Origin of the sequence: Bacillus sp. FSL R5-0447 (assembly GCF_038606125.1) — a bacterium.
GTDB classification, from domain to species: Bacteria; Bacillota; Bacilli; order Bacillales; family Bacillaceae; genus Bacillus; species Bacillus velezensis.
On record NZ_CP152012.1, the window covers coordinates 646,627 to 668,768 of the forward strand.

The window sequence follows — 22,142 nt, forward strand, 5'->3', positions numbered from 1 at the left end:
TTGGAGGTGTTTTTCTATGGGGACAAGAGTGAGTTATCCGGTTGAAGTCAAACAGAAGGCTGTAGGAATGAGATTGGCGGGCGTGCCTATGAAAGAGATCATGCAGGAATTGAATATCAAAAATAAGACTCAGGTTCAGACATGGGTTAGATGGCATAAGGCTGGGGATACCCACCGATTCGAACAGCCTGTTGGAAAGCAATATACTTATGGAAAGGGTCCGGAGTATTCTTCTGAATTAGAGAAACTCCAGGCAGAGAATCGTTATCTGAGACAACAGAATGAAGTGTTAAAAAAGTACAACGAATTGGAAAGGAAGTTGATAGCGAAACGTCAGTCGAACTTGTAGAAATATTGCACAGCACAATGACCGTACAGGATATCTGTATTCATTTAGGTATCTCTCGAGCGTCTTATTATCGTTGGAAGAAGAATCTGATGAAGGATCATCCCAAGCGCCATTTGGAAAAACAAATCGGCACGTTGTGCCGAGAGCACAAGTATCGATATGGCTATCGAAAAATCACAGCCATACTAAAAAAGAGAATGTGTATTAACCATAAAACGGTTCAACGTATTATGCAGAAAAATCAATGGCAGTGTCGGGTTAAGGTGAAAAAGCGCAAGAAGGATGGGCAGCCATATGCCGTGGTCGATAATATATTGGATCGGAACTTTCAGTCTGATCGTCCTCTTGAAAAACTAGTAACGGACATCACATATTTGCCTTATGGACAGAAACAATTGTACCTTTCCAGTATATTAGATTTATACAATGGAGAAGTGATTGCTTTTACTATTGGGGATAAGCAGGACACAGCCTTTGTCTTAGACACACTTGATCAGCTACCAATGCTGCCTGAGAACTGCGTGTTACATAGTGACCAAGGTTCTGTGTATACATCTTACGAGTATCAAAAAGCTGTTAAAACAAAAGGCATTACCATGAGTATGTCCCGCAAAGGGACGCCCGCTGATAATGCCTCCATCGAATCGTTTCATTCCTCGCTAAAGTCTGAAACGTTCTATCTTAACAGCATTGATCGAACTACGACTGCCATCGTAGAACGCACTGTCATAGAATACATTCATTATTATAACAATATTCGTATTCAAACCAAACTAAACAACCAATCACCGATAAACTATCGGCAATTGGCTGTTTAAAAGGTGTTTTGACCCCTGTCTCAAAAACGGGGGGCAGTCCCGTTTTGATCTGCTTTTTTTATGTGCTGACCGCATCCATGAAATGAGAAAAAAGCTTTTTCATGTCTTCATGTTTTTTTGTCAGCATTTCGGGATGCCATTGCACGCCGACGACAAATAATTCACCCGTCCGTTCAATCGCTTCAATGGCCCCGTCTTTCGCATAAGCCGCCACTTTAAACGAAGGCGCCGTCTCTTTTATGATCTGGTGATGGAATGAATTCACCCGCGCTGAATCGCCAAACAAGGTATGGAGACGTGTCCCTTTTTCAAAAGAAACATGATGGGTTTTTAACGGCGGATCTTTTTCTTGATCATGCTTAATGTCAGCAAACGAAGCGTGTGTCAGGTCTTGATATAAAGTTCCCCCGTAAGTGACGTTTAACATATGCATCCCCCGGCAGATGGCCAGAATCGGCTTTTCTAAAGCAACCGCCGTGAGAATCAGCTCCTTCTCGTAGGCGTCCCGATCAGGAAAGGTCTTTCTTAAAGCCTGTAAAGGTTCTTCGCCGTAAAACAGCGGGTCTATATCCTGACCGCCGGACAGAATGATCCCGTCAACATGAGAGACCTGTTCCTTTAAAAGCGCCGTCTCTTGAATCACCGGCAATATAAACGGCACACCGCCGGCCTCAGAAACAGACTGAATATAATCATTATTGACATATGCCCGATTATAACCCGGGAAAGGGCCGGATTGATCAGCCATAATGTTTCCCGTAATTCCAATGCGTTTGGCCATTCTTCGCCCCCCTGAACCATGCTCATAATTAATCTGAACGTAGGTTGTACAAATCAGTTTGAAATTATTCTTCATGATACGTGAGCTTTCCAAAACAAAACCCGTGACAATCACGGGTTTTTCATTCATTTCAATTTCTTTATTTCTTCCGTCAGCTCTTTGAATTTTTGATCAAGCTCACGATATTGTTTATCAGCCGGAGTCATGAAGCTGAGTTTTCCGAGGACTTCCTGCCGTTCGGTTTCAAGCTTCAATCGCAGTTCTTCAGCATCGTCCCTGACGGAGGGAGATTCTTTCCATTGTTTTCGGACGCTGCCGTTTGAGATATCAAGCCGGATGTCCGTCGTCTTTTCGACAAAGTAACGATCATGAGATACGATGATGAGCGTTCCGTCGTATCGGGCCAAAGTGTCTTCAAGCTGCTCGCGTGACGGCAGATCAAGGTGGTTTGTCGGCTCATCCAGAATCAGCACATCTTTCTCCTCCAGAATAAACGCCATCAGTTTGCATTTGACCCGCTCTCCCATGCTCATCTTGCCGATGGGTTCCGTCCATTGCGCTGCGGTAAATCCTAAATGCTTCATGAGGGATTGAACATTTCCCCTTGCTTCGAACGTTTCTTTGTAAAAAAGCTGTTCGGGGGTTTTATCAAGCGGGAGGTCGAATACTTCCTGGGTTAAATATCCGACGTTTGCAGACGGAGAAATCCATATGCTGCCGTCCTGTGCTTTTTCCTGACCGAGGATGACCTTCAATAATGTTGTTTTCCCGCTGCCGTTCGGGCCTGTAATCGCGATCTTTTCACCGTGCATCACAGTGAAATTCACGTTTTTGAAAAGCGTTCGGCCGTCATATGACTTTGCGGCATCCCTTACTTCTAAAAAACGCTTTCCCGCTTTTTTGCGGTGTTCAATGGAAAAACGGACTTCATACTCCGCTTCAACCGGTTCTGCTTTCGCTTTTTCAAGCTCTTTCTCAAGGCGCTTCTGCTTTGATTTAATCTGGGCGTCCGTGCGTTTTGCTTTTACGCGATGGTATTCTTTAAACCCTTCTATTTTCGTTGATTGGGCGTGGGCTTTTTTTGACCAGGCGCTCAGCTCGTTCATTTGAGCTTCAATCCTTTTGACCATATTCTGCTGATTCTCATATTCGCGCTGCTGTGTCAGTCTTCTCTGTTTGCGGACCTCCATATAGCTTGAATAATTCCCTTTATGTTCAATGAGTTTCTTTCCTTCGATGGCCCAGATTTTTGTCGCCGCTGCATCTATAAAAGCACGATCATGCGAAACAAAAATAATGGTGCCTTTGTAATTCTTGATCTGATTTAGCAGTATTTCTAAACTGTGCTGATCGAGGTGGTTCGTCGGCTCATCTAATAACAAAAGGCTGCTTGAGGAGGAGAAACCTTTGGCAAGACGGGCTTTCAATTTTTCTCCGCCGCTTAATTTCGAAAAGGCGCGTGCGGGCACGTTCCACTTTTCCAACAAGGCTGCCTCCGCAGGCTCCGGATGGCCGGAATCATAAGCTTCCGTTTCTTGTTCCACCATATATATGTTCACATCTTGCATCATCTGGATCTGTCCTTGTGACGGCGCTTTTTGATTGCAGATCAATTGCAGCAATAACGATTTGCCGGCGCCGTTTTTACCGATAACGCCGATGATGTCACCTTGCTGAACGCTCGCGCTGATCTGTTCAAAAAGGGGAACACTGTTGATTTCATAACTGATGCCGCTTATTTTTAACATTTCTTTCATATGTCAATCCCTCGCTTTAAAGGGAGGACCAAAAAAATCCTCCCAATTGATTTGGAAGGATTAGCCGTACCTGTGCATGATCAAATAAGCTATTTTTACATAGCTTTCGTATCGTATAGAAAATGGGCAGACTAATCCTATTTTTTCTGATTTGAAATATTTGATTTCAAACGGTCAAAATAAGATTAGTTAATCATTGTCCACCCATCATCCCTTCGTATTTGTTACAAACAGTGTAGCACACACTTATCTGTAAAAGCAAAGGGTATAAGCCTTTTTATTCCAGATTGGAGACTTCCCATTCTTCTTCTAAAACGGCATAATAATATTCGTCCCACCATTCATTATCATGGGGGATGCATTTTTTGAAAAAGCCTTCCCGTCTCATCCCGATCTTTTCCATCACCCGGTGCGAAGCCATGTTTTCCGGCTGACATGTCGCAATGATCCGGTGTAATTTCATCTTGTTAAACCCGAATGCCAGCACGGCGCGCGCCGCCTCTGAAGCATATCCTTTGCCCTGGTATTCCGGGTGAAACACCCAGCCGATTTCATACGTATGATCGCCAAAATACTGAAAAAAAACAATGTGGCCAATGACCGTTTTCTCATCCTTCAATAAAACGGGAAACTTCCCGGCATGTTCACCGCTGTTTTCAGTAACGAATTTCCTGGCATCTTCTTCGGTAAAGACACCCTCTGGTATATATTTCATGACACTCGGATTTGAGGCGTACGCATAGACATCCTGCCAATCTTCCGGTTCAAAAGTCCGAATGACAAGCCTTTCAGTTTTGATATTCATTTTTTTATGTTCCTCCATCAAAAAAGGTTTCATTTACTACTTCGATTGAAAGATATAAAAAACCTTTGAGCGGGGAAGAACCGGATAAAAAAAGCCTGCAGCTATACACTGCAGGCGGTTATTTTTCATTTGCGGCGGCAGGCAGGTTTGTAAACCCGAATTGCCCTCCGACAGCTTCTTTTACTTCATGAATAACGATAAATGATTTCGGATCAATTTTTTGAACATGTTTTTTGATTTTCAGCAATTCGTTCTTTTTAATGACAACATAGATAATGCGCTTGTCTTTGCTGCCGTAATACCCGTATCCGTAAAAAATCGTCGCCGCGTTGCCGTACTCGGAGGTGATGGCTTTGGCGATTTCTTCGTATTGGTCAGACATAATGGTGAGGGCTTTTTTATTATGGAAACCCTCAATGACAATATCGACGATTTTGGCGCACAGATAAACGAATATAAACGTATACAGCATATGATTGATTCCGATCGCTAAAACGGATGCGAAAATGATGACACAATCCATATAAAACATGCTTTTGGAGATGTTAAAGCCCTTTGTGTAATTCAATAAATACGCCAAAAGCGTGGTCCCGCCGGTAGATCCGTCAGCGATAAAGATCAATGCCAGCCCCGCTCCCATCAGCAGAGCGCCGAATACGATCCCGAGCACCATGTCGTGCACGCCGAATGGAATAAAGCTGACGATGCTGAGAAAAACAGAAGTCATTCCCGTACCGAGTATCGTGTATAAAATCGTTTTTTTCGTTAAAAATTTATAAGCCAACCCGATAAAAATCAAATTTACAACCAGAGTCGTAATACTTGCAGGTATATGGAAAAGATAATATAAAACGAGAGCGATTCCCACGGTGCTGCCGTCCCCTAAATGATTCGGGATGACGAAAAATTCCACGGACGCCGCGATAAGAAAGGCTCCGGCCATAATCATCAGTATATCCTTGCAAATGTTCTTCATATGCAAACCTCCTCCGCAGTCAAAAATATATAAAAAACAAAAACGCCTCAAAAATTATCCAGCAGAACTAAATAATTTTTAAGACGAATCATTCACAATCTCGTTTGTTCATTCAGTAAAGAATGATCAGCTTCAATATCGAAGATTATATAGACACCTTCACATCTTGTCAATGCCGTGAAAATTGATTTTTCTGCAGTGTATATGAGGTTTGAATCAAATCAAAACGAGGAATGATATCAGAAGAGTTTTCATTTCTGCTCTATCAATAAGAGAAATGTAATGAGAGACAACGAAGAAGGGATGATGACATTGGAACGAATTTTTATCAGTCCGGCCAAATACGTGCAGGGAAAAAACGCCATTAAAACGATCGGCGGACATCTGGAGGGCGTTGGTGAAAAAGCCGTCGTCATCGCGGACAAAACCGTATGGGATATCGCGGGCCACAAGGTGACGGCTGAATTAAAGAAAAGCAATATTTCTTCTGAAGAAGCGGTTTTCAACGGCGAAGCCTCCCAGGAAGAAATGAAAAGAATTGCCGGCATCGCAGAAAAAGCAGGGGCGACTATTGTCATCGGAGTCGGCGGCGGTAAAACGCTTGATACGGCCAAAGCCGTATCAGATGAAATAAACGGCTACACCGTTATCGTGCCGACGGCCGCTTCAACGGATGCTCCGACAAGCGGGCTGTCTGTCGTGTATTCTGAACAAGGCGCGTTCGAAAACTATCGTTTTTATCATAAGAATCCTGACTTGGTTCTGGTCGATACGAAAATCGTCGCGGAAGCTCCGCCGCGCTTTTTAGCGTCAGGGATTGCCGATGCGATGGCGACGTGGATAGAGGCGCGCAGTGTCATCGCCAATGGCGGTAAAACGATGGCAGGCGGAATTCCGACAATCGCCGGAGAGGCTATCGCGGAAAAATGTGAAGCGGTATTATTCAAATACGGCCGTCTCGCTTATGAGTCTGTGAAAGCGAAAGCCGTTACACCCGCATTGGAAGCGGTGGTTGAAGCCAATACACTTCTGAGCGGACTGGGATTTGAAAGCGGCGGCTTAGCTGCGGCACATGCCATTCATAACGGATTTACCGCGCTTGAAGGTGAAATCCATCACTTGACCCATGGTGAAAAAGTGGCATTCGGCACGCTTGTTCAATTGGCGCTGGAAAAACGTTCGCTTGAGGAAATTGAGCGGTATATCGCGTTTTATATCAGCTTAGGGCTGCCTGTCACACTTGAAGACATCAAATTGAAAGACGCATCTAAAGAGGACATTATGAAAGTGGCAGAAGCCGCGACGATTGAAGAAGAAACGATTCATGCCGCTTTTGACGTGACGGCTGACGACGTGGCGGACGCCATTATAGCGGCTGATCAATACGCAAAAGCATTTAAAGAAAAACACGCGTAAAACCTTTTACCGCGTGATCCGGGACCAAGGGCTGTTACAGCCCTTGGTTTTTTTTATGCCCTTTGAAAACTTTTAAAAATAAAGAAAAAATTATGATACAATATACAAATGTTTTGAGAGATTGACAAAGGAAAGGTGGGAACGATATGCTGCATAATCCGACCGGTAAGGAGCGGCTTGCGCTGGCTTTTCTACTCGGAATGCTTGCGATACTGGGGCCGCTCAATATAGATATGTATCTGCCGAGCTTCCCTGAAATCGCCGAAGATTTAAGCGCCCGCGCTTCGCTTGTCCAGCTCAGTTTAACCGCTTGTCTGATCGGACTGACAATCGGACAGGTTGTTGTCGGCCCGTTAAGTGACGCGAAGGGAAGAAGAAAACCGTTATTGCTATGTATTTTTTTATTTGCTTTGTTTTCTCTGTTTTGCGCGCTTGCACCGAACATTTCAACACTGGTGATTGCCCGTTTTCTTCAAGGATTCACCGCTTCGGCAGGACTCGTTTTATCCCGTGCAATCGTCAGAGATGTGTTTACGGGAAGAGAGCTTTCTAAATTTTTCTCGCTGCTGATGGTTATTACCGCCGTCGCGCCGATGGTGGCGCCGATGACGGGAGGCGCGATTTTATTGCTTCCGTTTGCATCATGGCATACGATTTTTCTGTTTTTAACTTTTATCGGGTTTTTGCTTGTTCTCATCATTGCGCTCAAGCTGACAGAAACCCTGCCGCCAGAAAAGCGGATTCCGAGCTCCATCGGAAATTCCGTGCGGACAATGGGAAGCCTGCTGAAGGATCGGTCATTTATCGGCTATGCGCTGACGGTCGGTTTTATTCACGGCGGGAGCTTTGCGTATGTCTCCGGAACGCCTTTCGTGTATCAGGATATTTACGGAGTATCGCCTCAGGTATTCAGTGTTTTATTCGGCATAAACGGTCTGGCGATCATTACCGGAAGCTTTATCATCGGCCGTTTCGGCGGGATCATTCACGAAAAAAGCCTGCTGAGAATCGGCGTGATTACAGCGATGACGGCGACTGCCGTTCTGCTCGTCATGACGATCATTCACGGGCCGCTGGCGGCACTGGTGATTTCCATTTTTATTTATATGATTACGATCGGCATGACGCTGACAAGCACCTTTACATTGGCGATGGAAAAGCAGGGACACCGCGCGGGAAGCGCAAGCGCACTGCTCGGCATGCTTCCGCTTCTTCTCGGTTCCATCGTGTCGCCGCTTGTGGGGATGAATGAAGCGACGGCCGTGCCGATGGGGGCAATTATGTTCACGACATCCGTTATCGGTTCCATCGCTTTTTTCGCCTTAACAACAAAACCGGAGAAAGCAAAAAAGGAGTGAAATGATTCACTCCTTTTTTTGATGCCCGCTATTCATATTTCTTCAGCACGATCGCCGAATTATGTCCGCCAAAGCCGAATGAGTTGGAAAGGCCGATCGTTAACGATTGATGGCGGGGCCCGTCTGTCACATAGTCCAAATCACATGCCGAATCAGGGTGCTGCAGATTGATCGTCGGCGGGATGATGCCGTGTCTCAGGCTTTCTGTCAGAGCGATGGCTTCAACGCCGCCTGCCGCGCCAAGCATGTGGCCGAGCATTGATTTGTTGGCCGTAACCGGAATGTCATACGCAAGCTCCCCGAATAATGTCTTGATGGCCAATGTTTCAGAAAGATCTCCGGCTTTTGTGCTTGTCGCATGGGCGCTTACGACATCAATGTCTTTCGCTGAAACGTTCGCCTTTTTCAAAGCGTTTTTCATCGCCAGGTATGCGCCCGTCCCTTCCGGATGGGAGGCCACCATATGATACGCGTCAGAGCTTGCGCCGTAGCCGAGCACCTCACAAAGGATCGGGGCATTTCTGCCGATTGCGCTATCCAATGATTCCAATACTAAGATGCCTGCGCCTTCACTCATGACAAACCCATCGCGATCCGCGTCAAACGGCCGGCTTGCCGCGGCGGGGTCTTCGTTTCTCGCTGACAGCGCGTGGGCATTGCCGAAGCTGGCTAATGACAAATTCGTAATCGCCGCTTCCGCTCCCCCGGCAAACATGATATCTGCGTCATCATTCCGAATGGCGTTGAATGCTTCCCCGATCGACGTATTGCCGATGGAACACGCGGTGACGGGCGAAAGTGAGGGGCCGAGCGCGCCTAATCTGATGCTGATTTGAGCGGCGGCCGCGTTTGAGATCATCATGGGGACAAGGCTCGGGCTCACTTTTCGCGCTCCCCGTTCATTTAAAGTATGAACGTTATCAATCAAAGTCGTGATGCCGCCGATTCCCGAGCCGACGTACACGCCGAGGCGTTCACGGTCAATCTGATCGAGCTGAATCCCGGAGCTTTCAAGCGCCTGTTCCGCTGCCGCTAAAGCAAACTGGCTGAAACGGTCAAGCCGTCTCGCTTCTTTTCTGCCCCATCTTTCTTCTGCGTCAAAATCACGGACGGTGCCGGCTATTTTTGTCTTGGAGCCGGAGACATCAAACGAATCGATGAGAGAGATTCCCGATGTTCCTTCCGTCAGGTGTTTCCAAAATGTATGCACATCATTGCCGAGAGGTGAAATCACTCCCATTCCGGTGATCACAACTCTTTTCATGGTCATTCCTCCTTCGGTATGTATTTATTGTAACTTGCAATTATCCTATTACAAGTTGTTGATTATCCTAGTATAATGAATACCAGGGTAAGAGAGGAGAGATTCGGTATGATACCAGAAGGAAGATTGCAGGCGCTCTCAGAGTTTTTAAAAACGCAGCGGGCCAAAATTTCTCCGCAGATGGCCGGGCTTCCGATGGGCACACGGAGAAGAACGCCCGGACTCCGAAGAGAAGAGGTCGCGCAATTAGCCGGCGTAAGCACCACGTGGTATACGTGGCTGGAGCAGGGCAGAGACATTAAAGTGTCCGCAGCCGTATTGGACGCCGTTTCCGATGCGCTGCAGCTGAACAAAGATGAGAGAAATTATTTATACGCGCTTGCCATTGAGGAGGGCGTGAAGCAGCCGTTTGCTGCGGAGGAAGAAGCGGTTATCAGCCCGTCCCTTTCAAAAATCCTGCAAGAGCTCCGTTATTGTCCCACCATTATCTCGGACAGGCGGTGTCATATCGTAGGGTGGAACCAGGCTGCGGCGCACGTGTTTTTAGATTTTGAACAAATTCCTCCTGAAAAGCGGAATCTCATAGAGCTATTGTTTTCCAGAAAAGAATTAAGAAGTTTAGCCGTGAACTGGGAGCACTTTGTGAAAGGATTCATCGCCATTTTCAGAACGTATTACGGCCAGTATGTAGCTGATACGTGGTATTCTCAGTTTATAGAAGAAATGGAGAAAACGTATTCGGAATTTCATACGCTGTGGAATGAGAGCGAAGTCAGCTCGGCACCCGAAGTATTAATTGAATTCCGCCACGCGAAGGCGGGAAAAATGGTCTTTAACCTGACTTCATTTCAGGTTCAGGGCAACAGTGATCTGCGGTGCAGTGTGTATACACCGGTAGATCATACCGAAACGGAAGCAAAGCTGAAAAAGCTCTTCGAAAACAGATGAAGAACAGAACAAAACGGGAGGCGGCCGCCTCCCGTTTCAGTTTAAAATAAAAGCATGAGACCGGCGATGGCCGGTGTTAAAAAGATGGCTGATTTCAGAATGACTTTCGGCACGAGGTTGGTGAATTTCGCTCCGACATATGCGCCGCACATCGTTCCGATCAGCACTTTGACCAACAGCATATAATCGACAAATCCTTCCGTCACATAACCGAGTCCTCCGCCGACCGCAAGCGGGATAATGACAAGCATGGTGGTGCCGACCGACTGGCGGATGGATAAGCGCAAAAGAATCATTAAGCCGATTTGGATGAAAGGGGCAGAGCCGATCCCGAACGTTCCGGACAAGATTCCTGCGATGACACCGAGTACAACGGCTTTCACCCATATGTTCAGATTGCTTTGCCGTCCGGAATCTTCTTGTGTTTCTTTTACAATAAATAACCGGACTAAAATAAGCAGAGCAGATAAAAACAGCATGCCCGCCGTCAAGTAATGCAGCAAATCTGCGGGGATAAGGGAAGTAAGCCTTGCCCCGAAAAACGAACCGAATGCCGCAAAAACGCCGACGATGAGACCGATCTTCATCTGAATATTGCCTTCACGGTAGTGGCTGAAAGCCCCCGATAAACTTGTGAAAGCCATTCCGGCGAGGGAGGTGCCTAAAGCCGTATGAATCGGTACGTGAAACAGTATAGTTAAAAGTGCAATGACAAAACCGGCTCCCCCCGCGCCGATAAACCCGAGAATAATCCCGAGAAGAAACATAACGAGTATAATAAGCACAATCTTCTCCTCCATTTAGATGCCTGATCACCATGTTCCGCTCCGCTGTATCAGGTTTTAATAATCGACCGTAGTCCGTCGACCGTCGTCTAATATCTTTATGTTACCTCAAATTTAAGGTATTGGCAAGAAGACGAATTGCTTTTATACAGAGGGTTTACAGCTCTTTCACCATCACTTTTTCCCCGTTTGAGTCCAGCTCTCCATTGAATAAGTAGCCGAATTTTTGATAAAGCCGCAATGCGTGCACGTTATCTTCAAACAGGCTTAAATAAATCCGTCTGCAATCATATATTCGAACGAGATGGCGGATAAGGGCATCAAGCAACAGCTTGCCCAATCCCCGTCCCTGATAGCGTTCATCAATAAAAAAACGGTCAAGCCATACTCTGCCGTTTTCATTTTCCTCATCATATTCCGGAAACCATCCGTACATGGCAAAGCCGACCAATTCCCCGTTAACATAAAGACCGGCCGGCTGATAATGCCGGCAATCCTCAGCATCTTGTAAGCACTCTTCCGCGGTTTCAATAAATGAAGTCTGGCTTTCCCTTACACGAAGCGCCAGTATATCGGCACGGTTTTCTTCCGTGACTGTTCTGATTTCAATCGTCATACTTGATACTCCTCTTCCGCTTTTTTTGAGACGGTAAAGCTTTCATTACGTAAGCCATTTGTGAATCAGCCTTCTCTCGGATACAATGATCATCATAAAGGATATGGTTACCGTATAGTCAAGGAGGCATTATGAGCGAAGACGTCAGAAAATACTTCACAACGGGTGAATTTGCAAAACTGTGCCACGTAAAAAAACAAACCCTGTTCCATTATGACGAGATCGGCCTGCTTTCTCCGGAAATCAAAAAAGCGAACGGATACAGATACTATTCCTATCATCAATTCGAACTGTTCCAGGTCATCGGTCTGTTTAAGGAGGTCGGCGTGCCCTTGAAGCAGATCAAACCGCTCTTAACAGACAAAACCCCTGAGGGTATCATCACGCTTTTAAAAGAGAAATCTTCAGAAATCGAAAGCAAAATCAAAAAGCTGGAGCACCTGCAAAGGATGATTCGGACAAAGGTGAAGCTGACCGAACAAGCCTTGGAGACAGACTTTTCCTCCGTCTCATTGCAGCGATTAGATGAAGAGACACTTATGATAGGACGGCCCGTACTCCATTTGCCAGAACGGCAATATACTGCCGCCATTTCAGAATTGATCCGCTATATGCGGGTACATGAGCTCGATCAGGGGCATCCGGTCGGCGGACTGTTTGCGCGGGAGCAGATTCTGAAAAAAGAATTCTACAACTACACCCATTTTTATATGAAGACAGAAGAAGGCATAGAGAATAGAGACCTCCATATCAAGCCGAAAGGGCTTTATGCCGTCGGGTACCAAATAGGGGATGAAGCGGAAGCGGCTTACCGCAGCATCATGCAGTTTATTGAAGAGTATGGGCTGGAAATGGGCGATTATGCATATGAAGAATATATGCTTGATGAGGTTGTGGCGGACGGGTTTGACAATCAGATCACAAGAATCCAGCTGCAAGTCCGCAATCCATAAAGCCGATGCCGCCGTTCATTTACGTCTTTTAACAAACCTTGTATAATGAGAAAAATCAGATTGCAATTGAGGTGAAAAACGATATGTTTCTAGCGCCCTTATTTGAACATGATGTACCGGCAGCACTTCTCCGCCCTTAATGGAGGAAGGTGACTGCGCTTCTCTCCGTTAGGGCATATGACGTGACCTAATATGATAACGGAGGGTGCATCAAATTGAAAAATACATTGTTCGGTTCGATTTATTTGGCATTGGCCGCCAGTATCTGGGGCGGTATGTATGTCGTTGTAAAAGTTGTGGTAGCGGTCATTCCGCCGCTTGAACTGGTATGGCTGAGATATGCGGTGGCGCTTCTTTCGCTTTTGATTCTCAGTTTATTTACACGCCAATCCTGGAAAGTTCATAAACGTGATTTATTACTGATCGCTGCGATCGGATTGATCGGCAACACGGTTTCGATCGTCACGCAGGAAATCGGCACGAAATTATCAACCGCGCAGATGGGTGCGATTATTACGGCATCCACTCCCGCATTTATGGTTGTATTTGCCCGGCTGATATTGAAAGAACGGTTAACGCTGAAAAAAGGAATATCGACAGGGCTGGCGACGATCGGAGTATTGCTCATTGTGGGGAACGGAGATCTCAATATGTCGAGCCAGCTCGGCGGTCTCTCGCTTCTGGCTGCGGCGCTGACATGGGCTTTGATGTCCGTGCTGATGAAACGGGTTCCCGGCCATTACTCACCGCTTGTCGTCACAACGTATTCCATTTGCGTCGCATTTGTCATCCTGACCCCGTTTACAGCGGGCCCGCTTCGGGAGATTCCTTTGTCTCAGCTTGCCCGGCCTGAGATATGGGGCGGACTTTTATATCTGGGTGTGATCTCAACCGCCTGCGCGTTCATGCTTTGGAATCGCGGATTGCAATTACTGAATGCGGCAAGCGGCGGTCTGTTTTTCTTCTTTCAGCCGCTTTCCGGGACTTTGCTCGGCTGGCTGCTGCTGGGAGAGACGATCGGAGGAACCTTCTGGATCGGGGCGGCTCTTATTGTTTCAGGCGTCGTTCTCGTCATGATAGAAAAATAGAAAATGAAAAAAAGCCATTCAGCAAATGAATGGCTTTTTTCTGATTTCCGGCAGGATTCGCTCCGTCATACACAGAAAACAAGGAGCAGAAACGGATCATGGGCATCGGTACTCTCAAGGTGCAGTATCCTGACTCTTGGGGTTTCGTCAATTAACATAACGGGCGGTGAAAAAATGGAGCCAAAATGGCTTGAATGGGCAAAACAGCTTCAATCCGCGGCGCAAGCGGGGCTGGCTTATTCCAAAGACATATATGATATTGAGAGATTTGAAGAAATAAGAAAAATAAGCGTGGATATCATGGCGCATCATACCGGCACCGACAAAAGGGTCATAAAAGACGTATTCGCCGGTGACACGGGCTATCCCACTCCGAAAGTTGATATCAGAGCGGCAGTTTTTAAAGATCAGAGCATATTAATGGTAAGAGAGAAAAGCGACGGCAGATGGGCGCTGCCGGGCGGATGGGCTGATATCGGGATTTCACCGGGTGAGACCGCTGTCAAAGAAGTAAAAGAGGAATCGGGAATCGAAGTAAAGCCCGTTAAACTGTTAGCTGTAATGGATAAGAAATGCCATTCCCATCCGCCGACCGCCGCCCACGTTTACAAAGTGTTTATCAAATGCGAGATCATCGGCGGCCGGATCAGGGAGGGAACAGAAACAAGCGCCGCCGGCTTTTTTGCGGAAACGGAACTGCCGCCGCTATCTGAAGCCCGCAATACAAAAAGTCAGATTGAAAGGATGTTTGCATATCTCAAACATCCGGACGAACCCGTTTATTTTGATTAAGGCAGCAATCAGAAAGAAAAGGGGGCCCGAGTATAATGGAGGATTCAATTAAACAGCAGGCGCAGCGGCAATTTGCCAAAAACGCCGCGAAATATGTGACTAGTCCAGGACACGCCGCAGGAGAGGATTTGGCGTATCTCGTTTCAGCTTCCGGTGCCGAAAAGCATATGGACGTGCTGGATATCGCGACGGGAGGCGGACATACGGCTAACGCTCTCGCTCCTCTCGTACGCTCTGTTATCGCATATGACCTCACGGAAGAAATGTTAGCAGCCGCTGAAGCATTTATATCCGGAAACGGATGGACGAACGTGTCATTCAAAAAAGGCGATGCTGAAAAGATGCCGTTTTCCGATGCTGCTTTCGATATCGTCACATGCAGAATCGCGGCGCATCATTTTCCCGATGTCAGAGCCTTTGTTCATGAAGCGTTTCGGGTTGTCAAACCGGGCGGCAGACTGCTTCTCATTGACAATACCGCACCTGAAAAGGATGAATATGACCATTTTTATAATGACATTGAAAAGAAACGGGATCAGAGCCACTTTCGGGCGTGGAAAAAAACAGAATGGCTCCGTTTTCTGGAGACAGCCGGCTTCCGGATTGAATCCGCTGTCTGCTTTTTGAAACCATTTCAATTTACCGTCTGGTGTGAACGGGCAGGCCTGACTGAAGAGAAAGCCGCATTACTGGAAAAACAGATGCTGGATGCTCCTCGTGATATACAGCGGTTTTTTTCTGTAGAAAAGGATCAATCAGGCCGTATTGCAGGCTTCACAGGTGAATCGGCCTGTTTCTGCGCGATCCGTCCCGTCTGAGACGAAAAAAACCGCTGTGCAGTTTTCCTGCCCGCGGTTTTTTTCGTATTATCTGTTCTTGATTTGAGAAATAATAGCGGAAGTGACATCTTCCGTTGAATGTTTTCCGCCGACATCAGGAGTCAGAATGCCGCTGTTTGTGACCGTTTCAATAGATTGTAAGAGGAGATGGCCCAGTTCCTCTTCTCCGAATGAATCGAGCATTAATTTCGCCGTCCATATTTGGCCTATAGGATTGGCAATTCCTTTCCCGACAATATCCGGGGCGGAGCCGTGAACAGGCTCAAACATGGAAGGATATTTGCCGTTTACATTGATGTTGGCTGCGGGAGCGATTCCGATGCTTCCCATAATCGCCGCGCCGATATCTGTCAGCACATCTCCGAACAGATTCGAAGCGACAATGACATCAAAGCGTTCCGGCTGCGTGACGAAGAAGGCCGCCAGTGCATCGATGTGCTGGGAATCCGTCTCAATCCCGGCGTACTCCCGGCTGACCTCTTTAAAGATGTCATCCCAGAACGGCATCGAGTGAACAATACCGTTTGATTTCGTCGCGCTTGTGACGTGTTTCCGCCGACTTGCCGCCAGTTCGAAAGCATACCGCATCACTCTTTCCGTACCCCGGCGGGAAAAGACCGCGTTTTGTATGGCGATTTCGTCCTCACCCTGATAGATTCTGCCGCCGACAGAGCTGTACTCGCCCTCACTGTTTTCGCGGACGACTATCAGATCAAAATCTTTCGGGTTAACGAGGGGGGAAGTGATTCCCGGCAGGAGCTTCGCCGGCCGCACATTAATCACCTGTTCAAATTCCCGGCGTATCTTGATGAGCAGCCCCCACAGCGAAACATGATCGGGGACGAGTTTTTGATTCCCCACCGCTCCCAAAAACAAAGCATCAAAGTGCTGTAACCTTTCTAATCCATCATCCGGCATCATAGTCCCGTGCTCCAAATAATACTCGCAGCTCCACGGAAAAGAAGTGAAATCAAAGACAATGCCTCCATGTAATTCGGCGATCGCGTTCAACACCCGCTCCGCTTGAGGGACTGTTTCTTTCCCCACACCGTCCCCCGGTATGCTGGCAATCTTGTATGTTTTCATGTTTCCGTCACCTCTGAATGAATTGTTTTCGGTTTACGGCAGACCGTCGACCGTCGTTCATCATAATTCCATATTACGCCACCTCCGATATGCTGACAAGCTCGGGAATGTTGCTTCCATAGATAAACTGTTATATGATCTTGGTAACAATAAGGCCTAAATTGTATGAAGAGGTAGGAAAGATGGATAATTTTAAATTAGATAAGCCAATCCCGTATTATCTGCAATTTTATTCCCAATTGAAAAAAATGATATTTGACGGGATTTTTAAACCGGGTGAACGGCTGAATGAGACTCAGCTGGCCAAGGATTTCGGAGTCAGCCGGTCGCCGGTCAGAGAAGCCATGCGGCTCCTTGAAAAGGACGGGCTTCTGACGGCAGACGATCGAAACGGCTTTGTCATTTATTCGTTGTCCGTTAAGGATGTTGAAGAGATTTATAAAATCAGAATGTCACTTGAATCACTGGCGGTCGAACTGGTTATTGATGAAGCGGCTGAGAGTGAAATTGACCTCATTGAAAAACAGCTGTGGGAGACGGAAGAAGCCATCAATAAAGGCGTCAAAGAGACTGAGATTATTTCCTTAAACGAGTCGTTTCATCGGCTCCTTGTGGATTTCAGCCGCAACAGCCGGCTGGCCATGCTGCTTGAGCATGTCAATGTGCTGATTCATTTTTGCAGAGTTCTTAATTTTAAAGGAGATGACCGTGCGGAAGTTATTCTGCATGAGCACCGGAAAGTCTTTGAAGAAATAAAAAAGGGCGACAAAACAAAAGCCGTGCAATATATGACGGAGCATCTCAAGCATGATGAAGAACATCTGAAAGGCGTGCTGAGAGCGGAAGAAACAGACGAATCATCACGATAGACAAGGCGAAATGCCTTGTCTTTTTTTTGCCGATGTCATCGAACCGTCATAAAGACCTGACGGATGTTCCTTGCATGATTTTTTCCGCGTCATTTATGATGGATATGGAAGAGACACAAAAAAGGCAAAGGAGATTGAAAAATGGCGAAACATATTCTGATGATCAATTTTCCTGCAGAAGGACACGTAAACCCGACTTTGGGTATGACAAAGGCCTTCAGCGAACGGGGCGATCACGTTCATTATATCTCAACGGAAAAATACAAAAGCAGACTGGAAGGAGTAGGGGCGAAAGTTCATCTTCACAGCGATCTGCTCAGAATGACACCCATTGATCCCGGCAGTCCGTCCGGCATACTTGCATTTTTAAAGGTTCATATCAAAACGTCACTGGAGATTTTACATATTGTGCAGCGGCTTGCAGAGGACATTCAATTCGACGCCGTCTATTATGATAAATTCGGTGCGGGAGAGCTGGTGCGGGACTATCTCAACATTCCCGGCATCTCTTCTTCAGCATCCTTCCTGTTCAATGAAGACCGTCTGAAAATACTGCCGCTCCACCCGGACAGGGAATGTGAAGAGCTGTTGGCCGAGATGAAAGACAAATACGGTGTCGCCCCTGACAGCATGGTTCAATTTATGAACAACACAGGTGAATTGAACGTCGTCTATACAAGCAGATATTTTCAGCCCGAAAGTGAGACATTCGGAGATGAGTATTTATTTATCGGTCCGAGTTTTCCGAAGAGAAAAGGGCGCGTCGACTTCCCGATTGACTCACTAAAGAATGAAAAAGTCATTTATATCTCAATGGGAACGGTGCTCGGGGACACGGAAGCGTTTTTCAATCTGTGCATAGACGCGTTCTCAGATTTTGAAGGAAAAGTAGTCATTGCCGCCGGGGAAAAAGCCGATCTGTCGAAAATCAAACAGGCGCCGGAAAACTTTATCATCGCCCCGTACGTGCCGCAGCTTGAAGTGCTGGAGCAGGCCGACGTGTTTGTCACGCATGGCGGAATGAACAGTGTAAATGAAGGCATTCATTATCAAGTGCCGCTTGTCGTCATCCCGCACGATAAAGACCAGCCGATGGTTGCGCGCCGCCTGACTGAATTGGATGCAGGCTATACCGTGCAAAAAGATGAAGTAAGCGCTGAAAAGGTAAAGCTTGCCGCGGAAGAAGTGCTGCATAACGGAAAATACAAACAAGGCATTCAAGCCATTAATGAAAGCTTTAAAGAATGTACGAACATGAAGGATGTTCTCGCCCGGATCGACCGGTTTATTGAACAAAAACATGCTCAATAATACATGGAAAAAGCCTGTTTCCTCTGCCAAAGGGAAACAGGCTTTTTATAATGGCTTTTAGATGATGTGATGTTCTTCATTTGCAAGTTTCACAAGAGTCAGAAGAGATTCTGCCTCACGTGCGTCGAGTGTTTTTGCCAGACGGTTTTTTTCAAAGATCTGCTGGCCGAAGACATTCACAGACGCCTGGTCAACCGCCGTGTGCCAGTCCTTTTGTGAATGATTCTCAGAAAAAGAGAAAACGAACACGGCAAAGACCGCTATAAGCATCGCCATGACCCAAAATTTTTGCCGATTTCCTGCTGCTGACATAGGCCGCCTCCTAAACATTTTACTGGTATTAGATCATATATGAGCTGTTTTTAACAGAGTAAAGAAGTCATTTTTTCATGTAGTCCAAATGAAACGGAGTACAGCCGAAAGCCCGCCGGTCAGGCCGATGAGCCAATTCATATTTTGTTCATATTTTATTAAAAGTTTATCCAAGCCTGTCCTTTACAGTAGATATAACCACAAAATGCTGCTGAAAGGAGCCTTTAAAAAATGCATATTCATATGATCAACAAAAACCAGTTTGAGAGTGACTTGGAGGCGGCCGGCTTCAGCCGTCAGGCAGATGATATTATCGGCAAAATGAAAGAGTACGTAACGGAATACGCGGCTTCATCCGAACGGTTCCTGATTGAAATTCAAACCGTCATGAACGAATACAAAGCTGTCGTCTGCGCGATGTTTTCGACCATGGAAATTGCCGGTGCAAATAAAGACGAGAAGCATGTTGAATTCGAAGCCTGCACAGTATTGTGTGAATAAAAGACCTTCATCAAACCTCCGCGGCTGCCTGAACGGCAGTATACCGACTGGTGTTTTGAGAAGGGAAAATATTGAAACTTCTAAAGCGGCCGCTCGTATAAAAGAGTAAATCAGCTTGTATATGGGGGGTTCGTGAAATGAACGATAAGAAACAACAAGCTTTTGAACAGCTTTTCAGCACTTTAGACGAAAGACATGAAATAAACGGCGCTGTATTGGCAGCGGAAAACGGCCGCATCTTATACCAGGGTTCATTCGGCGCTGCAGAACTGAAAACAAAGAGGATGCTGAATGACCAATCGGTCTTTGAATTGGCCTCAGTATCGAAGCCGTTTACAGCTTTAGGAGCTATCATTTTAGAACAGCAAGGGAAGCTGCGTTATGACGATATGATAGAGCGGTGGCTTCCTGATTTTCCTTATCCGGGCATTACCATTCGGCATTTACTCCATCATACGTCAGGATTGCCGGACTATATGGAGTTGTTCTTAACACATTGGGACCGGGACAGAATTGCCGTTAATCAAGATGTGATCAATATGCTTAAGCAGCATAAACCGGATGCTTATTTCCCGCCGGGCAAGGAGTGGCTTTACAGTAATACGGGGTATGTGGTGTTAGCGGTTATTATAGAAATTGTATCAGGCATGAGTTTTGCTGAATTTATGAAACAAGCCGTATTTCATCCGCTCCGTATGCACGATACGCGGATTTATAACAGAAGGCTGAGTAAAGAAAACATTCCGAACTATGCATATGGCTATGTGTATGATGTTCATTCCGGAGAATATGTGCTGCCGGATGAACTTGAGGAAACTGATTATGTCGTCTTTCTTGACGGAATTCAAGGTGACGGAACCGTTAACTCCGCTATTAGAGATTTATATCTGTTTGATCAGGCTCTTTATACGGAAGAAATCATCGGCAAAGAGTCTAAAGATCAAGCGTTTACACCGGGCTATTGGAATGAAGAAAAGCAATTCGGATACGGATTTGGCTGGATGATTCAAAACAGCCCCCAAAAAGGGAAGGTTATCAGTCACGACGGAGGCTGGCCGGGCTATTCAACTCTGATGATCCGATATATTGACCAGAATAAAACATTGATTTATCTCAGCAATATGGAACAATCGTATCAATTTGAACAAGCTGTAATTGCCGCGGCTGTAAACATCTTATTTGATCAGCCATACGTGATTCCGAAACGTCCGGCAGATCAGAAAAAAGCAGATATCGATCCTGCGATTTACAGCAGATTTACCGGCAATTACTCATTTCAGGATGACACACATGCATCGGTGGCGGTAAAAGAAAACCGATTGTATCTTACAATAGACGGGCAGACTCCATTCGAATTATTCCCAATGACGGAAACCCGTTATTTTGTCAGGGCGCTGACGCTTGAAATTGAATTTGCAGGTGATAAAGCACAAACAGCCCCGCATTTCGTTTTATATCAGGACGGCACAGAAGAAACGGCTTTGCGGATAGACTGAGTGACATGCAAAACAAAACCGCCGTCCTGAGAAGACGGCGGTAATAGACAAGTCAAACCCCTTTGATGACGCGAAATTTTCTTTTCGGCTCTGACATAAGTATAGAAGAAAAAATCATAGCTCCGAGCATTGTGATGTATTCCATATAAAGCGAAACCTCTGCCAAAACCAACCCCGCAATCATTAAAACAGCGCCCAATACCACCGTAAAAACCTTCGTTTTCATGATGAGTTCCCCCTATTATCTGATAATTGAATTATACTGCATCTCCATTAATGTGTACATTTTGTGAACAATTTCACCTGATGAAAGGCAATAAAGAGAGATTTGAAGAATTAGGAGAAATGACAGGCCATCTTTTTGTTTTACTGAAGAAACGAAAGGGAAAGTGAAAAATCAAAAAGGCAAAGGAGTTCTTGAAATGAAAGCGAGACTATTTTTATTCAGCATGTTTCTCCTGATCCCCGTTCTGGCGCTTGCCGGATGCAACAGCCAATCTTCAGGAGGAAGCGAAAAAGCGAAAGACAAAGAAACGCACTCTCACGAAGACATGAATCACTCAGGTTCATCCGAGGTGCCGAAAGGTTTAAAGAAGGCAGAAAATCCGACTTATAAGGTCGGCAGTGACGTCATGATTTTAGCTTCTCATATGAAAGGCATGAAAAATGCGCAAGGAACCGTAAAAGGTGCTTATGATACAACGGTTTACAGTGTATCTTACACTCCGGAAACGGGAGGAAAGCGCGTCGAAGATCATAAATGGGTCATTCAGGAAGAGCTGAAGGGCGCCGGGGATAAAACGTTAAAACCGGGTGACAAGGCCGTGATCGAGGCATCCCATATGAAAGGCATGAAGGGCGCCGAAGCCGTTATTGATTCAGCCAAAAAGACAACCGTTTATATGGTCGACTATACACCGACTGACGGCGGCCAAAAAGTAACCAATCATAAATGGGTGACAGAAGACGAGCTTGCTGCCGCAAAATAAAAAGACCGCAAAAGCCGAAGGAACTCCTTTGGC

Annotated in this window: 23 protein-coding genes; 13 read left to right on the top strand and 10 right to left on the bottom strand. The window is 46.2% G+C overall.

Annotated elements, in window-relative coordinates; all coding sequences use genetic code 11:
- The first annotated feature begins 16 nt into the window (after positions 1-16).
- Positions 17-1,167 (top strand): IS3 family transposase gene (locus tag NYE68_RS03320; protein ID WP_324636089.1). Its coding sequence is split into 2 segments (ribosomal slippage): positions 17-290 and positions 290-1,167, totalling 1,152 coding nucleotides; the frame shifts between segments, so codons are not numbered across the junction.
- 58 nt (positions 1,168-1,225) lie between these two features.
- On the opposite strand, the gene NYE68_RS03325 is transcribed toward NYE68_RS03320, so the two are convergent.
- The 4 genes from NYE68_RS03325 to NYE68_RS03340 all read right to left on the bottom strand — a co-directional run bounded on the left by NYE68_RS03325 (position 1,226) and on the right by NYE68_RS03340 (position 5,486).
- On the bottom strand, positions 1,226-1,948 hold the full coding sequence (locus NYE68_RS03325) for a gamma-glutamyl-gamma-aminobutyrate hydrolase family protein (RefSeq protein ID WP_042634892.1): 723 nt from the start codon (positions 1,946-1,948) through the stop codon (positions 1,226-1,228).
- 125 nt (positions 1,949-2,073) lie between these two features.
- On the bottom strand, positions 2,074-3,705 hold the full coding sequence (gene abc-f / locus NYE68_RS03330; protein ID WP_042634893.1) for an ABC-F type ribosomal protection protein: 1,632 nt from the start codon (positions 3,703-3,705) through the stop codon (positions 2,074-2,076).
- A gap of 277 nt (positions 3,706-3,982) precedes the next feature.
- A complete protein-coding gene (locus NYE68_RS03335; protein WP_229041586.1) occupies positions 3,983-4,510 on the bottom strand; it encodes a GNAT family protein in 528 nt (175 codons plus the stop codon).
- 118 nt (positions 4,511-4,628) lie between these two features.
- Positions 4,629-5,486 (bottom strand): YitT family protein, encoded by an 858-nt coding sequence (locus tag NYE68_RS03340; protein ID WP_003156057.1) that lies wholly within the window; start codon positions 5,484-5,486, stop codon positions 4,629-4,631.
- Positions 5,487-5,768: 282 nt separating this feature from the next.
- On the opposite strand from NYE68_RS03340, the gene NYE68_RS03345 reads away from it, so the two are divergent.
- Positions 5,769-6,902: a glycerol dehydrogenase gene (locus NYE68_RS03345; protein ID WP_015239268.1), complete on the top strand. Its 1,134-nt coding sequence runs from the start codon at positions 5,769-5,771 to the stop codon at positions 6,900-6,902.
- Between the two features lie 146 nt (positions 6,903-7,048).
- On the top strand, positions 7,049-8,260 hold the full coding sequence (locus tag NYE68_RS03350; protein ID WP_025853711.1) for a Bcr/CflA family efflux MFS transporter: 1,212 nt from the start codon (positions 7,049-7,051) through the stop codon (positions 8,258-8,260).
- Between the two features lie 28 nt (positions 8,261-8,288).
- Here NYE68_RS03350 and fabF read toward each other — a convergent pair whose 3' ends face one another.
- Positions 8,289-9,524 carry a beta-ketoacyl-ACP synthase II gene (fabF, locus tag NYE68_RS03355; protein WP_064107233.1) on the bottom strand — a complete coding sequence of 412 codons (1,236 nt, stop codon included), beginning with the start codon at positions 9,522-9,524 and terminating at the stop codon, positions 8,289-8,291.
- Positions 9,525-9,632: 108 nt separating this feature from the next.
- On the opposite strand from fabF, the gene NYE68_RS03360 reads away from it, so the two are divergent.
- Positions 9,633-10,472 (top strand): helix-turn-helix transcriptional regulator, encoded by an 840-nt coding sequence (locus NYE68_RS03360; protein WP_007409314.1) that lies wholly within the window; start codon positions 9,633-9,635, stop codon positions 10,470-10,472.
- 41 nt (positions 10,473-10,513) lie between these two features.
- Here NYE68_RS03360 and NYE68_RS03365 read toward each other — a convergent pair whose 3' ends face one another.
- Both NYE68_RS03365 and NYE68_RS03370 read right to left on the bottom strand, forming a co-directional pair.
- Entirely contained in the window at positions 10,514-11,257 is a 744-nt protein-coding gene (locus NYE68_RS03365; protein WP_007409313.1) for a sulfite exporter TauE/SafE family protein, read from the bottom strand.
- Between the two features lie 157 nt (positions 11,258-11,414).
- A complete protein-coding gene (locus tag NYE68_RS03370) occupies positions 11,415-11,873 on the bottom strand; it encodes a GNAT family N-acetyltransferase (protein ID WP_064107232.1) in 459 nt (152 codons plus the stop codon).
- 131 nt (positions 11,874-12,004) lie between these two features.
- On the opposite strand from NYE68_RS03370, the gene NYE68_RS03375 reads away from it, so the two are divergent.
- The 4 genes from NYE68_RS03375 (at position 12,005) to NYE68_RS03390 (ending at position 15,524) form a co-directional block, all read left to right on the top strand.
- Complete coding sequence (locus tag NYE68_RS03375) at positions 12,005-12,826, top strand: MerR family transcriptional regulator (RefSeq protein WP_032866761.1); 822 nt, start codon at positions 12,005-12,007, stop codon at positions 12,824-12,826.
- A 215-nt stretch (positions 12,827-13,041) separates the two neighbouring features.
- Positions 13,042-13,914, top strand: coding sequence for a DMT family transporter (locus NYE68_RS03380; protein ID WP_042634896.1), 873 nt, complete (start codon positions 13,042-13,044; stop codon positions 13,912-13,914).
- Positions 13,915-14,088: 174 nt separating this feature from the next.
- The gene (locus NYE68_RS03385; protein ID WP_229041585.1) at positions 14,089-14,706 is read left to right on the top strand and encodes an NUDIX hydrolase; all 618 of its coding nucleotides are present in this window, start codon (positions 14,089-14,091) and stop codon (positions 14,704-14,706) included.
- Positions 14,707-14,741: 35 nt separating this feature from the next.
- Positions 14,742-15,524, top strand: a complete 783-nt coding sequence (locus tag NYE68_RS03390; protein WP_032866755.1) for a class I SAM-dependent methyltransferase — start codon at positions 14,742-14,744, stop codon at positions 15,522-15,524.
- Between the two features lie 48 nt (positions 15,525-15,572).
- Here the strand turns inward: NYE68_RS03390 and NYE68_RS03395 are convergent, their stop codons facing one another.
- The gene (locus NYE68_RS03395; protein ID WP_007409307.1) at positions 15,573-16,631 is read right to left on the bottom strand and encodes a tartrate dehydrogenase; all 1,059 of its coding nucleotides are present in this window, start codon (positions 16,629-16,631) and stop codon (positions 15,573-15,575) included.
- Positions 16,632-16,813: 182 nt separating this feature from the next.
- Here NYE68_RS03395 and NYE68_RS03400 point away from each other — a divergent pair, with 182 nt between their 5' ends.
- The gene (locus NYE68_RS03400) at positions 16,814-17,500 is read left to right on the top strand and encodes a GntR family transcriptional regulator (RefSeq protein WP_042634899.1); all 687 of its coding nucleotides are present in this window, start codon (positions 16,814-16,816) and stop codon (positions 17,498-17,500) included.
- A 141-nt stretch (positions 17,501-17,641) separates the two neighbouring features.
- Positions 17,642-18,811 (top strand): macrolide family glycosyltransferase, encoded by a 1,170-nt coding sequence (locus tag NYE68_RS03405; protein WP_324636086.1) that lies wholly within the window; start codon positions 17,642-17,644, stop codon positions 18,809-18,811.
- Between the two features lie 57 nt (positions 18,812-18,868).
- On the opposite strand, the gene NYE68_RS03410 is transcribed toward NYE68_RS03405, so the two are convergent.
- Positions 18,869-19,123, bottom strand: a complete 255-nt coding sequence (locus NYE68_RS03410; RefSeq protein WP_031378602.1) for a hypothetical protein — start codon at positions 19,121-19,123, stop codon at positions 18,869-18,871.
- A 231-nt stretch (positions 19,124-19,354) separates the two neighbouring features.
- Here NYE68_RS03410 and NYE68_RS03415 point away from each other — a divergent pair, with 231 nt between their 5' ends.
- Both NYE68_RS03415 and NYE68_RS03420 read left to right on the top strand, forming a co-directional pair.
- Entirely contained in the window at positions 19,355-19,624 is a 270-nt protein-coding gene (locus NYE68_RS03415; RefSeq protein WP_007409303.1) for a hypothetical protein, read from the top strand.
- A gap of 137 nt (positions 19,625-19,761) precedes the next feature.
- On the top strand, positions 19,762-21,120 hold the full coding sequence (locus NYE68_RS03420) for a serine hydrolase (protein ID WP_163069023.1): 1,359 nt from the start codon (positions 19,762-19,764) through the stop codon (positions 21,118-21,120).
- 52 nt (positions 21,121-21,172) lie between these two features.
- Here the strand turns inward: NYE68_RS03420 and NYE68_RS03425 are convergent, their stop codons facing one another.
- Positions 21,173-21,346: a hypothetical protein gene (locus tag NYE68_RS03425; RefSeq protein ID WP_342494040.1), complete on the bottom strand. Its 174-nt coding sequence runs from the start codon at positions 21,344-21,346 to the stop codon at positions 21,173-21,175.
- Positions 21,347-21,542: 196 nt separating this feature from the next.
- On the opposite strand from NYE68_RS03425, the gene NYE68_RS03430 reads away from it, so the two are divergent.
- Complete coding sequence (locus NYE68_RS03430) at positions 21,543-22,109, top strand: YdhK family protein (RefSeq protein WP_007409300.1); 567 nt, start codon at positions 21,543-21,545, stop codon at positions 22,107-22,109.
- Positions 22,110-22,142: the final 33 nt, after the last annotated feature.

What these genes read in the sequence shown, in the direction of transcription:
- NYE68_RS03340 (WP_003156057.1), bottom strand. Translation starts at nt 5,486, where the DNA reads ATGAAGAACATTTGCAAGGATATACTGATGATTATGGCCGGAGCCTTT.
- NYE68_RS03395 (WP_007409307.1), bottom strand. Translation starts at nt 16,631, where the DNA reads ATGAAAACATACAAGATTGCCAGCATACCGGGGGACGGTGTGGGGAAA.
- abc-f (WP_042634893.1), bottom strand. Translation starts at nt 3,705, where the DNA reads ATGAAAGAAATGTTAAAAATAAGCGGCATCAGTTATGAAATCAACAGT.
- NYE68_RS03415 (WP_007409303.1), top strand. Translation starts at nt 19,355, where the DNA reads ATGCATATTCATATGATCAACAAAAACCAGTTTGAGAGTGACTTGGAG.
- NYE68_RS03385 (WP_229041585.1), top strand. Translation starts at nt 14,089, where the DNA reads ATGGAGCCAAAATGGCTTGAATGGGCAAAACAGCTTCAATCCGCGGCG.
- NYE68_RS03335 (WP_229041586.1), bottom strand. Translation starts at nt 4,510, where the DNA reads ATGAATATCAAAACTGAAAGGCTTGTCATTCGGACTTTTGAACCGGAA.
- NYE68_RS03350 (WP_025853711.1), top strand. Translation starts at nt 7,049, where the DNA reads ATGCTGCATAATCCGACCGGTAAGGAGCGGCTTGCGCTGGCTTTTCTA.
- NYE68_RS03420 (WP_163069023.1), top strand. Translation starts at nt 19,762, where the DNA reads ATGAACGATAAGAAACAACAAGCTTTTGAACAGCTTTTCAGCACTTTA.
- NYE68_RS03405 (WP_324636086.1), top strand. Translation starts at nt 17,642, where the DNA reads ATGGCGAAACATATTCTGATGATCAATTTTCCTGCAGAAGGACACGTA.
- NYE68_RS03375 (WP_032866761.1), top strand. Translation starts at nt 12,005, where the DNA reads ATGAGCGAAGACGTCAGAAAATACTTCACAACGGGTGAATTTGCAAAA.
- NYE68_RS03430 (WP_007409300.1), top strand. Translation starts at nt 21,543, where the DNA reads ATGAAAGCGAGACTATTTTTATTCAGCATGTTTCTCCTGATCCCCGTT.
- NYE68_RS03345 (WP_015239268.1), top strand. Translation starts at nt 5,769, where the DNA reads ATGAGAGACAACGAAGAAGGGATGATGACATTGGAACGAATTTTTATC.
- NYE68_RS03425 (WP_342494040.1), bottom strand. Translation starts at nt 21,346, where the DNA reads ATGAAAACGAAGGTTTTTACGGTGGTATTGGGCGCTGTTTTAATGATT.
- NYE68_RS03360 (WP_007409314.1), top strand. Translation starts at nt 9,633, where the DNA reads ATGATACCAGAAGGAAGATTGCAGGCGCTCTCAGAGTTTTTAAAAACG.
- NYE68_RS03400 (WP_042634899.1), top strand. Translation starts at nt 16,814, where the DNA reads ATGGATAATTTTAAATTAGATAAGCCAATCCCGTATTATCTGCAATTT.
- NYE68_RS03370 (WP_064107232.1), bottom strand. Translation starts at nt 11,873, where the DNA reads ATGACGATTGAAATCAGAACAGTCACGGAAGAAAACCGTGCCGATATA.
- NYE68_RS03410 (WP_031378602.1), bottom strand. Translation starts at nt 19,123, where the DNA reads ATGTCAGCAGCAGGAAATCGGCAAAAATTTTGGGTCATGGCGATGCTT.
- NYE68_RS03390 (WP_032866755.1), top strand. Translation starts at nt 14,742, where the DNA reads ATGGAGGATTCAATTAAACAGCAGGCGCAGCGGCAATTTGCCAAAAAC.
- fabF (WP_064107233.1), bottom strand. Translation starts at nt 9,524, where the DNA reads ATGAAAAGAGTTGTGATCACCGGAATGGGAGTGATTTCACCTCTCGGC.
- NYE68_RS03325 (WP_042634892.1), bottom strand. Translation starts at nt 1,948, where the DNA reads ATGGCCAAACGCATTGGAATTACGGGAAACATTATGGCTGATCAATCC.